At 37.0% G+C, this 13,333-nt stretch carries 9 protein-coding genes; 3 read left to right on the forward strand and 6 right to left on the reverse strand.

Features of this window, described 5'->3' with window-relative positions:
• Window positions 1-65: 65 nt before the first annotated feature.
• The 6 genes from GYM74_RS05125 to GYM74_RS05150 form a co-directional block, all read right to left on the reverse strand.
• Window positions 66-3,866 (reverse strand): translocation/assembly module TamB domain-containing protein, encoded by a 3,801-nt coding sequence (locus GYM74_RS05125; RefSeq protein ID WP_220219415.1) that lies wholly within the window; start codon window positions 3,864-3,866, stop codon window positions 66-68.
• 1 nt (window position 3,867) lies between these two features.
• Window positions 3,868-5,592 carry an autotransporter assembly complex family protein gene (locus GYM74_RS05130; RefSeq protein WP_366518693.1) on the reverse strand — a complete coding sequence of 575 codons (1,725 nt, stop codon included), beginning with the start codon at window positions 5,590-5,592 and terminating at the stop codon, window positions 3,868-3,870.
• Window positions 5,593-5,602: 10 nt separating this feature from the next.
• The gene (gene hpt, locus GYM74_RS05135) at window positions 5,603-6,142 is read right to left on the reverse strand and encodes a hypoxanthine phosphoribosyltransferase (protein ID WP_220219416.1); all 540 of its coding nucleotides are present in this window, start codon (window positions 6,140-6,142) and stop codon (window positions 5,603-5,605) included.
• Between the two features lie 133 nt (window positions 6,143-6,275).
• Complete coding sequence (gene tadA / locus GYM74_RS05140) at window positions 6,276-6,770, reverse strand: tRNA adenosine(34) deaminase TadA (protein ID WP_220219417.1); 495 nt, start codon at window positions 6,768-6,770, stop codon at window positions 6,276-6,278.
• A 9-nt stretch (window positions 6,771-6,779) separates the two neighbouring features.
• Entirely contained in the window at window positions 6,780-7,601 is an 822-nt protein-coding gene (gene dapB / locus GYM74_RS05145) for a 4-hydroxy-tetrahydrodipicolinate reductase (RefSeq protein WP_220219418.1), read from the reverse strand.
• A 568-nt stretch (window positions 7,602-8,169) separates the two neighbouring features.
• Window positions 8,170-8,781: an FKBP-type peptidyl-prolyl cis-trans isomerase gene (locus GYM74_RS05150; protein ID WP_220219419.1), complete on the reverse strand. Its 612-nt coding sequence runs from the start codon at window positions 8,779-8,781 to the stop codon at window positions 8,170-8,172.
• A gap of 214 nt (window positions 8,782-8,995) precedes the next feature.
• Here GYM74_RS05150 and bamE point away from each other — a divergent pair, with 214 nt between their 5' ends.
• The 3 genes from bamE (at window position 8,996) to rep (ending at window position 13,297) form a co-directional block, all read left to right on the forward strand.
• On the forward strand, window positions 8,996-9,445 hold the full coding sequence (gene bamE / locus GYM74_RS05155) for an outer membrane protein assembly factor BamE (RefSeq protein WP_220219420.1): 450 nt from the start codon (window positions 8,996-8,998) through the stop codon (window positions 9,443-9,445).
• Between the two features lie 779 nt (window positions 9,446-10,224).
• Window positions 10,225-11,187, forward strand: a complete 963-nt coding sequence (gene dusA / locus GYM74_RS05160; RefSeq protein ID WP_220219421.1) for a tRNA dihydrouridine(20/20a) synthase DusA — start codon at window positions 10,225-10,227, stop codon at window positions 11,185-11,187.
• Between the two features lie 94 nt (window positions 11,188-11,281).
• Entirely contained in the window at window positions 11,282-13,297 is a 2,016-nt protein-coding gene (rep, locus tag GYM74_RS05165) for a DNA helicase Rep (RefSeq protein ID WP_220219630.1), read from the forward strand.
• Window positions 13,298-13,333: the final 36 nt, after the last annotated feature.

The raw sequence follows: 13,333 nt of genomic DNA on the forward strand, positions 1-13,333 counted from the left end.
TTATCTTCAGTCCAACCAATCCCAAGTATACTTTCAAGATTAACTAAAATTTTATTTTTACTGAGTTAAAAATCAAATTGGTAAATTAAATCCAATGTTTGAGCAAGACCCGAGGCCGCCTCTAAATATAAGCTAGGCAGAAGTCTATATCTTAAAGTAAATATTGCCAGTGAATCAAAGATTCCAACACCATATTTAAGTTGTAAATTAGGTAAAATATAACCACTCACCACAACTTTGGAGTTGTTTCCTGCGCCTTGCGTATCTAACGAAAGATTTTTAATGCCAAATGCATTACCAATATCACCGATAAACTTACCTGTTTTGGCAGTTCCGAAACCAACTAATAATGCGGTCATCATATCGTTATCACTTTGATCTGAGCTATCAAGCCCTTGTCCTCGAACCAAATAAGATAAGGCTTCTTGTTGAGACATGGACGGATCGGAAAAGACCTCAATTTTTGGATCTTCTGAAGTGCCGGTCACGCGTATTCCGGCAGTGATATTATTATTGTCCATAGAGTCGGGATTACGGATTGCCTCAATTTCTAGCATAGCTTGATCAGTTGGGCCTGAGAAGGTAATAATGCCTTTGCGGATAATCAAATCTTGTCCATAAGCATGAAAGCGACCAGTTGGAACTAATATTTCACCATGTAAATCTAAACCTTTATTGGTTTGGGTTGCAATTAAATTGCCTTTTAACGAGGCATTTAAACCAAAGGCATCGACGGTTACTTTATCGCCAATGTTGATTTCAAGATGACTATTTATTTTCATACCAAATTTTTGTGGTTCGATTTGCTTATAGTTTTTATCCAGCATGACTTCATCCGGTGAAACATCAATACTTGACGGTGGCAGTGATTCAACCGTGATTTTTCCTTTAGGAATGGTGACCTTTCCTAGTAAAGTTAACTCGTCTTGATTAGCATTGATTTTTATATCTGGTATGACAGTCATTACAATCATTGGCGGTACGGTTACTTCCATAGCCGCACCGTTGACAACTAAGCTTGCTTGCCATTTATTCAAAGTGTTCCAACTGGCTTGACCATTAAGATTAATGTTACCTGCTTTTGTGGTTAAGTGACCTTTTAAGGTTGATGATTTGCCGTTAAAGTCGATATCAACAATAGCGGATTTAACATCGACAGGTAGTTGGCTGGATTTGATTTCGATATGTTTTAAGTTAATTCCACCATTTAAGTAAGGATCATTAAGTGTTCCGGAAAATTTAACAACCCCATTAATGGCACCTTTGGCATAATCATTCTTATCAAGTAGCGGGTTTATAATCGCCAGAGCCAAATTATTAATCGCTAATTGACCACTAAGCCTTTTTTGTTGCATCGGGTCGCTAATGGTGAGATCACCACTGATTTTACCTAGTTGATTCAACCCAAAATTCCAATCGACTTTCGCTTGTTGTTCATTAAATTCAGCATTGATGTTAAACAGATTAAAAGGGATAGGTAGTGCTTGATTGGTAATCATCTGCTTAACAAAAACTTTATTGCTGTTGATGTTGGCTTTGATATTCGGTATGGAACTACTGTTGTTAAAATTAATTTTTACCGTACCATTGATATAGCCTTCTAATTTGGTTTCACCGTCATTCGGGATGGGTAATCGAGTTAAGTCGATATCTTTAAGAGTAATACTTGTATCGGTGTTAGGGGCGATGATTAATGGTTTATCCAGACAGATTGTTGAATTGTTGTTTCGCCAACAATGCGCGCCAATTGTAGGTACCTGTTTAGTTAAATCATAAGATAGCGGTAATGTATGGGTTAAATGCCACTGGTTGTTATCGCCTAACTTTAATAAAGCTTGTGGTAGATCGCCTGTCCATTTAGTGCGTTCATGATTAATTTGACCGGTTAATGAGGTGGAAAATGATGCTGGCGTTCCGTTAAGATCAACCGTTAATGTGTGCCGGCTTTCATTCCCTGAAAGTTCGATAGTGGCTTTTTTGATCGTTTCATTGGCGAGTTCAATGCCTTGTCCTAGTAGTTTTATCTCACCACTAATCTGATTTTGATATTGTACTTTACCGATAAGGTTAGCTTTAGCAACAGATAGATTATTTAAACTTAAGCTATTAACATTTAAGTTGGTCATAATCATTGGCGCAGTGGCGGTACCACTCATTTTTATGTTGCCTTCGATTGAGCCGTTGATATCATCTACCAAAAGCGATAATGACGCCAAGTTCAGTTTAGCATTTAAATTGCCTTTATCTGATGAGCCATCGATATTGATCTGATTTTTGCCCCAATTTATTGCTAAATTGTTTGCAGATATGGCATTATTTGAGTTGGCAAAAATATTACCACTAGCGGTGAAAGGCGCTTGTTTAATACTGCCTTTTAATTGCAATTGTGGCAGATTTAATTGCCATGTATCACCAGCTAACATACCGTTGGTTTTAACTTGACCGGCAATGCGAATAGAGTAGGTCGGGTATTGTTTGGTTAAATCAACATTATTTATTTGGACATTTGCATCCCATTTCAACGCCTGTTGCCAATCAATCTGACCAGATGCAGTAACTTCACCTTGTGGCAATTTAATATTCGCATGATCGAAGGTAGCGGATTGATTAGTACCATTACCGGCAATATCAAAACTTGTGTCGGGTAGGTTTTCACCTTCAACTGTGGCTTTAGCTGCTAAAGTATATTGTTGGACATTGCCGTCAATGCCAAAATCAAACTGATTTAATTGATATTGTGCTTTACCTTCAATTGGCCACTGAATATGATTACCAGTTACTTTAGCCATCACCGGTAAATATTTCTCAATAAAATTGATATGGCCATTTAATGTAATTTGATTCAAGCCTTCTATTTGTGTATTGGTATCGAGTTGACCAAGTAAATGACCAGCAATCTGACTATTTAAATGATTTTGTTCTGTATCAGCTTTGATTAATGCTTTAAGTGGCCAATCATCGCCAAGTGTTATATCGCCAGTGATAAATGCATGCCCATTAGCATAAGGCGTTAAGACATCGGTATCGACTTTTTTGACCATGATATGATTGTCAACCATATCAGTTTGAATTGTGACGTTATTAAAACGGTAATCTTGCCCACCGATATGCAGTAACCAGTTGTTCCCGCTTAAGCTCATAACATTAAAATCTAATGGAATACTGACTTGAGGAAGTGAACTAATTAACGGCTGGTTAAATATTTGATTAATTTGTTCGTTAAGTGGTAATGCATTTTGCTGCGATAGCGTTGCAGGAGGTAATGCCGGATTATCGGCAAAGACTGCACTTAAATCTTTTGCTACGGAAGGAAATACATAGATTTTTTCATTTACCCATCTGCCATTACCGGTAAAATCTGACATGCCAAACTGCATATCATTTACATTGACTTTGATATTGGTTAAATGGGTTTTTTTAAGCTCTATTGGTAAAGGTGTTTTGATAATTTCACGCTTTTCCGGAATAGGTTCATCAGGTGATAATTCAAGTTTATCGGTGTCTATCGATACCGTTACGTCACTTGCGTTAAATTGATCGACACATATCTTAGTTTGCAGTAAACATAAACCGGATAATTTAAACGTTGCATCATCGACGTTAACATAGATACCCGGTAGTTCAAGGGTTAAACCTTTGATATGCAGATCATGAAATGTTCCTTCAATTTGCGCTATTTTAAGCTCCGGAAGGAATTTATTTAGCACAAACGTTGTCAGCTTTACCCCTAAACTGGTGTAAATGATTGAAATAATGAAGGTAATAAGAAAAACAAAAATGGAAAGTAGAATAATACTACGTTTTTTCCATTTGCGTCTTTTTCTTATTTTGTTAGCTTTCTTTACTCTTATTGGATTTTTAGCCATATTATAATTCACTTCCTAAACCAATATAAAGATGTATTGAGCCAGTGTCTTTTCTATTCAATGGTGTTGCTAAATCGACTTTTATTGGGCCAACAGGGGAAGCCCAGCGGACGCCAACACCAGTACCGGTATAAAATTTCGCTTTATCGACTTTATCGATCGCTTCACCGGTATCAATGAACATCGCTCCCCACCATGCGCCGGTAAAATTGTATTGGTATTCGGCTGAGCCAGTGATGAGCTTCGATGCCCCTTTTAATTTGCCTTTCTTGTCTTCAGGAGAAATGGATTGGTAACTATAGCCACGAATACTGCGATCACCACCAGCAAAGAATCTAAATGAAGGTGGCACTCTATCAAAATTGCTAGCTTGTATTATGCCAAAGTTACCTCTTGCAATAAATCGATGTGATTGTTTTAAGGATCGAATCCAAGTTTGTTGGGCTTGAAATCGAACTAAATTAATATCTGAGCCAAGTGACTCGGATGCTAATTCGATGGAATAACGTTGGGAATCTCCCCACATTGCTAATAAATTACCGTCTGTACGGATGCGCGAAATACTGAGGGAAGGGTAATAAAGAAATGTTCTAAAACTTGAGTCACCTTGTGTAAAATCGTCTCTTAATAGATTAAAACCCAAGGCGGTTTGCCAACCTTTGAAATTATCCCAGTTTCGCAGTGCTCCAAAAGTGTAGGAGCGTGAGTAGGTGTCATTATTATCAATCTTTTTATATCCACCTTGAATTGTATAATACTGTTCAAGCGGCGATTTTTTAAGTGGAATTTTATAACTCATGGTAATGAGTTGTTCCGGGGATGAAAGTGATAGATTGCTTTGAAAACTTTGCCCTCTACTATTTATCCAAGGTTTATTCCAACCAATTTTTCCATGTACGCCATTGTCGGTTGAAAATCCAAGACCTAAATCCATTGAATTTTTTTTGCGTGGTGTGGTGACAACATCAATGGGTAGGGCTTTATCAGCCGTAAGATGTGGAAAATCCGGAGAAACTACCACTGAGTTGAACCAGTTGGTTGATGCCAGACGTCGATTCAACAAAGATAATTGCTCAGCAGTATATGCTTCGCCTTCTTTAAATGGGACGATGTTATCTAAATAATCTTTTCGAATTTTGGCATCATGAAAATTAACTTTACCAAATTTGTAACGCTGTCCGGTGTTGAAATCAATGTTCCAGAATGCTTGATGATACATATCGGCAACAGCTAATTGATGTTTGGTCATATCGGCATCAAAATAGCCTTTTTTAAGTGATATACTTTGTAAACTTTTTTTGAACGATTCATAAACACCGTGATTTAATGTATCGCCAATTTTAGGTAAGTCTTGTGATAATAAAGCTTGAAAATCGGCATCATTTTGTCCTTCACCGGTAATGTTTACATTGAGTTTTTCAATCTTAACCGGCTCACCGGGTGAGACGTGCACAACTAATACTTTAGGATCCTGATTATCATATCGAAAAGTTGGCGAATAATAACCTAAAGCTCGTAACGCTTTTTTGGTTTCACTTTCAAAATAACGTTTGAAATTAGGGGTATTATCGATTTGATCTGGGGTAATTAATGAAATGCGAGCATCAACATTATCTTCAAGTTCGCCGGATAATCCTTTGATAGATAACTTCATATCAGCATAACTTGATGCTGTGGTTATCGCTAAAAGTAAACACAATGAACCGGACAATCGTGACACAGGCACCTCGATAATTTTAAGATTCAAGTAATGTTACATGACCAATATAAGGTAAATGACGGTAGTGTTGCGCGTAATCAATGCCATAACCAACTACAAACTCATCTGGAATAGAAAAGCCGATATATTTAACCGGTACAGAAACCTCACGGCGTGACGGCTTATCTAATAGCGTACAAATTTCAATGCTGCGTGGGTGACGTAACTTTAATATCGCCAGCACTTTACTTAAAGTATTACCTGTATCAATAATATCTTCCACAATTAACACATCTTTATCACGAATATCTTCATCTAAATCTTTTAATATTTTGACATCTCGATTACTGATTACCGCATTGCCATAGCTCGAGGCTGTCATAAAATCGACTTCGTGACCGACGGTAATTGCTCGGCTAAGATCGGCCATAAAAATAAATGACCCACGTAGTAAGCCAACTAAAATAAGTTCATTTTGACTATGCGCATAATCTTGACTAATTTGCTGACCTAGTTCGATGATGCGTTTTTGTATATCTTCCGCTGATATCATCATTTCCAATGTGTGTTTCTTCATTACTAATAACTCAAGTTGATATTTTAAAATTAGGTATGATTTTAACAATTTTACCTGATAAAAAGAATAAGTAAGCTTATTTAATTAATGTCGATTAGAAAATCATCTTTAGACTTCCTACTTAAACGTATACTTAATCTGAAACTTTTTTACAATCTATTTTAAGTAACTTCTTTTGTTGCCGACGCTTTTTGAAAAAATTACTTAGCAATGTGCTACACTCTTGTGCCAACACACCACCTGTAACCTGAGCAAAATGGTTAATACCTTCGTGTGATAAAATGTTAGTGAAGGAGCCGGCAGCCCCCGTTTTCAAGTCACTCGCACCATATACTACCCGTTTAATACGGCTATGGATAATGGCACCAGCACACATAATACAAGGCTCAAGGGTGACATAAAGTGTCGTATTGACCAGACGGTAATTTTTTAAAAACTCGCCGGCTTGTGCAATAGCAATCATCTCTGCATGTGCAGTAGGGTTGTGCTTTGAAATGGGTTGATTAAAACCTTCACCAATAATTTGATTATTCTCATCAACAATCACTGCACCGACAGGGATCTCTCCAATAGATTCGGCATGATTAGCAAGCTTGATTGCGTGTTGCATCCAGTACTCATCAGACATGGCTTAATATTATAAATTATTTAAATTAAGTACGTCACGCATGTCATATAAGCCAACCGGTTGCTTGGCAAGCCATAATGCCGCTCGAACAGCGCCATTAGAAAATGTCATCCGGCTCGAAGCTTTATGGGTGATTTCGACACGTTCACCGATATCGGCAAAAATGGCTGTATGTTCACCAACAATGTCACCTGCTCGAATTGTTGCAAATCCAATGGCGCCTTTAGGTCTTTCACCGGTATGTCCTTGACGGCAATAGACTGCACGATCTTTTAAATCAAAATTTAATGCTTCAGCAATCGATTCCCCCATAGCAAGCGCTGTTCCTGAAGGTGCATCGACTTTGTGTCTATGGTGTGCTTCAACAATTTCGATATCACTGTAATCGCCCATAATTTTTGCGGCTTTTTCAAGCAGTTTTAAGACTAAATTGACGCCGACACTGAAGTTTGCCGCAAAAACGATCCCAATTTTTTTTGACGCTGTAACAATTGCTTGTTTTCCGGCATCATCAAAACCGGTCGTACCGATAATCATCATTTTTTTATTTTCAATACAAAATGCTAAGTGTGCAAGCGTGCCTTCCGGACGAGTAAAATCGATTAATACATCAAACTGGTCTTTTGCTTGTTCAAGTTCATCAGTAATCGTTATGCCACAAACGCCAATACCGGCAAGTTCTCCTGCATCACTTCCTATTAGTGAGGAACCTTTGCGTTCAAATGCAGCACCTAATTCCACTCCGGCTATTTGGGAGACTGACTGGATAAGCTGGCGCCCCATTTTGCCACCTGCACCCGCAATGGCGATTCGAATCATGTTTGTTGACATATCTCTTTCCTTACACTTTTATCATTGTCGAAAAGCAGTAATTATAGCTGAAATTAGCCGAGTTATACACTGCGTAAGTTTAAATTGATATACTTTTAATCGTTTAACTGTATTAAATATGGCGTATTTTTGCTCAATATTGCTGCTATTTTTAGTCGGTTAACTTTAGGCTATTTATCTCAACTGCTGAAAAAAAATATTTTATTTATTATCTATTAAAGCTAAAAGGCTAGCTTTTATGGCATCAGTGCTGATTAAATTAAATGGTAATCGTTACGCTGGTATATTAAGTGGTTTAGTATGGGCATTGTCACTTTCTGAGCCAGTTGCTGCTATGTTTTAAGGGATAAAAATTATTGTTTTGCTTGTTGTGTTAGTATTTTTGGTCATCAAATTGGGGCAATAAATGAATATTGATTAACAGGATTGGCTTATAATAATTGGTGTTGCTGTTTTTTTATTTTTTATATGGTATGTTTTCTATGACTAATTGCTGTGAATAATGCTTATTTGCTTGCTTAACGGCAGATGCTTATAAAGTTGGACGCAGTAATGCGTCCAATTTTTTTTAAAGCACTTTCAATAATTCAACATCGAAAATTAATGTGCTATATGGCGCAATAGATGCACCCGCACCTTGGGCGCCGTAAGCTAATTCTTGCGGAATATATAATCGCCATTTTGATCCCTCTGGCATAAGTTGTAATGCTTCAACCCACCCTTGAATAACACCATTAACCGGGAATTCAGCTGGTTGTCCACGTTGGACTGAGCTGTCAAATACAGTGCCGTCAATTAACTGTCCGGTATAATGGACTTGCACGCGATCGGTTGCTTTCGGTATTGCGCCATTACCTTCGGTAATAATTTCATATTGTAAACCTGATTCAGTGGACTTAACGCCTACTTTTTTCAGATTCTCAGCTAGAAAATCTTTACCCGCTTGTGCATTTTTTTCAGCTTGTTGCGCTTTTTCTTTAGCAGCTTGCTCATGAATATGACGCAATGCATCATGTAATTCTTGTAATGGTAATGCTGGTTGATTTCCTGCCAAAACATCTTGCATCGCTAATTTTAATGCATCTAAATCCAGATTTTTTAAACCGGATTCTTTTAATTGTTGCCCAATTTGAAGCCCGATAGCATAACTTGCTTTTTGCTCAATCGATTCTAATTTCATTTTTTACCTTTTTAAAAGTTGAATTGTGGTGTTTATCAATAATAAGCTATTAAAGTGTTTGATGCGAGTTTAATTGTCAAGTCATCATGATTATTTCCAGGCTGGAATTACTTTACGATTACATAATTATGAAAGAATTTATTATTTTGGCTAGCGCTTAGCTAAAATATCGGCGATAATATGGCTATATTTTATTTTAGATGGATTATGTTAGATGCCGTTTCGTAAATTTACCGCACTTGCAATTGTCACTAGTATATTTTTAACTGGTTGTTCTGTGGTTGATCGTTGGGTATATCGCCCGGATATTAACCAAGGTAATTATGTAACTAAAGAAGCCATTGATTTATTACAAGTTGGTCAGTCTAAAGATCAAGTTGTTTTTATAATGGGATCACCAATGTTAACTTCAGTTTTTGGGGATAATATTTGGTACTATGTTTTCCGTCAACAACCACAACATGGCGAATTAAGTCAAATTACTTATTCTATTTATTTCGACCAAATGGGTATCGTAACTGATATTAAAACATCAGCTTTAGAGGGTTCTCAAACTCTTGAAGAGATGAATAGACAAGGTATTTCCGACCCTATTGAAACTAAGTCGGATGATTATAACGAGTCTTTGCCGCCGCCAAGTAGCGCTGAATCTCAATCTGAATAAAACTCGTTCTATAACGAGTTGTTTAATTATTGATGAATTAACACGTTCATCAATAATTAAACAGCAATTTAAATCCCAATCCCTAAACATAAATTTCGAAAACCACTTAAAAGTATTGAAGCTAATCGAGTAAAGCCATAAACTAGAGCGAAATTAGCAAAATATCAGTTAGAATGTTTTGATCACCTTTGTAATCATTTTATGCCGAAAGTAGCACCACAATGCCCCAATACAATCTCACTGGGACTACAACAGTAAATCCAACAGGTAGTAAACGAATGTTCATATCGAACAGTTGAAAGGCTTCAGGTTTTATACACCAAACAACATCATCAATTTAAAAATCCACGCTAACAATATTTATCAGCAAATAAATTTCTGTGTTCGGTAATCTGCGCCACTTCCTCAATTGAAAAACTTTGCTCAAGTAATTGCCTGGCATCTTCTTGTCATAGATCGTGATATCTTTAATTAGCTTTTCCTAAACTGTTTCAGACACGTTGAAAGCCAGCAGTAATTGAGCTAGAAATGAACGGAAATATAAATTTATGATGTTTTAGTTGTGATTGCAGAATAGTCCATGCTTCATTTAGCAAAGGGACAGCATATAATTGCCCTCTTTGTTTATGATATAATGAGCCATAGCTTTAAACCAAAATTATTTTTGTCCTATTGTCATGGGATCCTGATAATGAAAAAATATAACAAAATGCGATAAAATAACCCAAAATAATAGTATTTAAAAATCAATCAAAACAGCATAAAACACTGGTGTATCAATGAATTCAACCTTAAATAAATTTTCTATAGCCCCAATGCTCGATTTAACTGATAAGCATTGTCGATATTTTCATCGAATCTTAACGAAACAAACTTTGCTTTACACCGAAATGGTGACCACAGGTGCGATTTTGTTTGGTAAAGGTGATTATTTAGAGTTTAATTCTCAGGAACATCCAGTCTGTTTACAATTAGGTGGGAGCGATCCAAAAGCGTTGGCAAAATGTGCTAAATTAGCTGAGCAACGTGGTTATGATGAGATCAATTTAAACGTTGGATGTCCTTCAGATCGCGTCCAAAATGGTATGTTTGGTGCTTGTTTAATGGCTAAGCCAAAATTGGTTGCTGATTGCGTAGCGGCAATGCAAGCACAAGTTGATATCCCAGTCACAGTTAAAACCCGAATCGGTATCGATGAATTAGACAGTTATGGTTTTTTATGTCAATTTATTGAACAAGTATCGAGTTACACCAATACTTTTATTGTACATGCCCGCAAAGCTTGGTTGTCAGGGTTAAGCCCAAAAGAAAATCGTGAAGTGCCACCACTCGATTACGAGCGTGTTTATCAGCTTAAACGAGATTATCCTCATTTAACTATCGCCATTAATGGTGGAATCAAAACGATTGATGAAATAAAACAGCACTTAAATTATGTTGACGGGGTAATGATAGGGCGAGAAGCATATCAAAATCCTCTTTTACTAACCCAAATAGACTCGCAAATTTTCGGCCTACAAACGCCAATTATTGACGCTAAATCAGCCATTTTAGCTCTTTATCCATATATTGAAAAACAGCTTGTACAAGGCGCTCAGTTAAATCATATTATGCGTCATACATTAGGCATATTTAATGGAAGGAAAGGCGCAAAACAATGGCGGCGTTATCTTAGCGAAAATGCGCACAAAAAGGGGGCCGGATTAGAAATTGTTGAACAGGCTTTAACTTTTATTCAATAAAAGGTTTTTAAATAGTCTAATTTTAGTGCGTAATTGCACGCTGATTGTGAATCGGTATATACTATCGGGCAATTTTCATTATGGTTTTGATACTGTGCGTTTAAATTCAAGTCAACAACAAGCGGTTGAATATGTTTCCGGGCCTTGTCTGGTTTTAGCCGGTGCTGGCTCTGGAAAAACTCGGGTTATCATCAATAAAATAGCTTATCTGATTCGTGTAAAAGAGTATTTACCACGTCAAATTGTTGCGGTAACTTTTACCAACAAAGCTGCTCGGGAAATGAAAGAGCGTATTAGCCATTCTTTAAGTAAACAAGAAGCAAGAGGGCTAAAAATATCGACATTTCATACGTTAGGTCTTGATATCGTTCGTCGTGAATATAAACATCTTGGTATAAAAGCTAACTTTTCGTTATTTGATGATCATGACCAGACTGCATTGCTCACTGAGCTTACTCAGCAATGGTTAGAAGGTGATAAAGATCTTATCAATCAATTGCGTTCAACAATTTCAAATTGGAAAAATGATATTGTTGATGCAACTGTTGCTATGGCAAGAGCACAGACCAATAAAGAAAAATTGTTTGCTCACTGTTATCAACTCTATGAAAAACAATTGAAAGCTTGTAGTATTCTTGATTTTGATGATCTCATTTTACTCCCAACTTTGCTATTAAAAAATAATGAAGAGGTACGGGATAAATGGCAAACCCGAATTCGGTATTTATTGGTCGATGAATATCAAGATACGAATACCAGCCAGTATGAATTTATAAAGTTACTAGTCGGTGATCGCGCTAAGTTTACTGTGGTTGGTGATGATGATCAGTCTATCTATTCTTGGCGAGGTGCTCGTCCTAAAAATTTAGTTTTACTTAAGCAAGATTTTCCCACTCTTGAAGTCATTAAGTTAGAGCAGAATTATCGTTCTTCAGGCCGTATATTAAAAGTTGCCAATATTCTAATCGAAAACAATCACCATATTTTTGAAAAAAAACTTTTTTCAGAATTAGGATATGGTGAAGCGCTCAAAGTAATTTCTGCCGATAATGAAGAACATGAAGCTGAAAAAGTCGTAAATGATTTGATTGGCCACCGCTTTGCCAATAATAGTCAATTTGGACAATATGCGATTCTTTATCGCGGTAATCATCAAGCTCGATTAATTGAAAAAATGTTGATGCAGTATCGCATTCCTTACCGAATATCGGGAGGGACTTCGTTTTTTGCTCGAACTGAAATTAAAGATCTCATGGCTTATCTACGTTTATTAACCAACCCCGACGATGATAATGCTTTTATTCGTATCATTAATACCCCTAAACGTGAAATTGGCCCGGTCACAATTCAAAAGCTTGGCGAGTGGGCAAATCATCGGGCAGTGAGTTTATATCAAGCAAGTCATGATATGGGACTGACAGAGTTATTATCCGGTAAACGCATGGAGTCATTACAACAGTTTATCCAGTGGTTTGACAGTTTAATTCGAAAATCACAATCAGAACCAATGGAAGCTATCCATGAGCTGTTGCATGGTATTCACTATGAAAGTTGGATCTATGAAACATCTGCTTCACCCACAGCAGGTCAAATGCGTATGCGAAATGTGGAACAGCTTGTTAGCTGGTTGAATGATATGCTAAATGGTGACGATCTTGATGAAGGAATGACTTTAGAGCAAGCCGTTGCCAGATTCACGTTACGTGATATGTTGGAACGAAATGAAACGGAAGAAGAGCTTGATCAAGTACAATTAATGACCTTGCATGCCTCAAAAGGTTTAGAGTTTCCCTATGTTTATTTGGTGGGAATGTCTGAAGGGGTGTTACCTCATCAAACGAGCATCGATGAAGATAATATAGAAGAAGAACGCCGCCTTGCTTATGTTGGTATTACACGTGCTCAACAAGAGCTCACTTTTTCATTTAGTCGCCAACGTAAACAATTTGGCGAAACGGTATATGTTGAACCAAGCCGTTTTTTATTGGAGCTTCCACAAGATGATTTAGAGTGGCAAGATCAACGAAATGAACTATCACCAGAAAAGAAAATGCAACAAGGGCAAAGCAGACTCGCCATGTTAAAAGCGCAAATTGCCAATGCGAAATAATTAAATTTTACTGGTTATAATAAATATCATCGATTA

Source organism: Gilliamella sp. ESL0405 (assembly GCF_019469205.1).
Classification (GTDB): domain Bacteria; phylum Pseudomonadota; class Gammaproteobacteria; order Enterobacterales; family Orbaceae; genus Gilliamella.

Coding starts and splice junctions, on each gene's coding strand:
- GYM74_RS05125 (WP_220219415.1), bottom strand. CDS start 3,866: ATGGCTAAAAATCCAATAAGAGTAAAGAAAGCTAACAAAATAAGAAAA.
- hpt (WP_220219416.1), bottom strand. CDS start 6,142: ATGAAGAAACACACATTGGAAATGATGATATCAGCGGAAGATATACAA.
- tadA (WP_220219417.1), bottom strand. CDS start 6,770: ATGTCTGATGAGTACTGGATGCAACACGCAATCAAGCTTGCTAATCAT.
- dapB (WP_220219418.1), bottom strand. CDS start 7,601: ATGTCAACAAACATGATTCGAATCGCCATTGCGGGTGCAGGTGGCAAA.
- GYM74_RS05150 (WP_220219419.1), bottom strand. CDS start 8,781: ATGAAATTAGAATCGATTGAGCAAAAAGCAAGTTATGCTATCGGGCTT.
- bamE (WP_220219420.1), top strand. CDS start 8,996: ATGCCGTTTCGTAAATTTACCGCACTTGCAATTGTCACTAGTATATTT.
- dusA (WP_220219421.1), top strand. CDS start 10,225: ATGAATTCAACCTTAAATAAATTTTCTATAGCCCCAATGCTCGATTTA.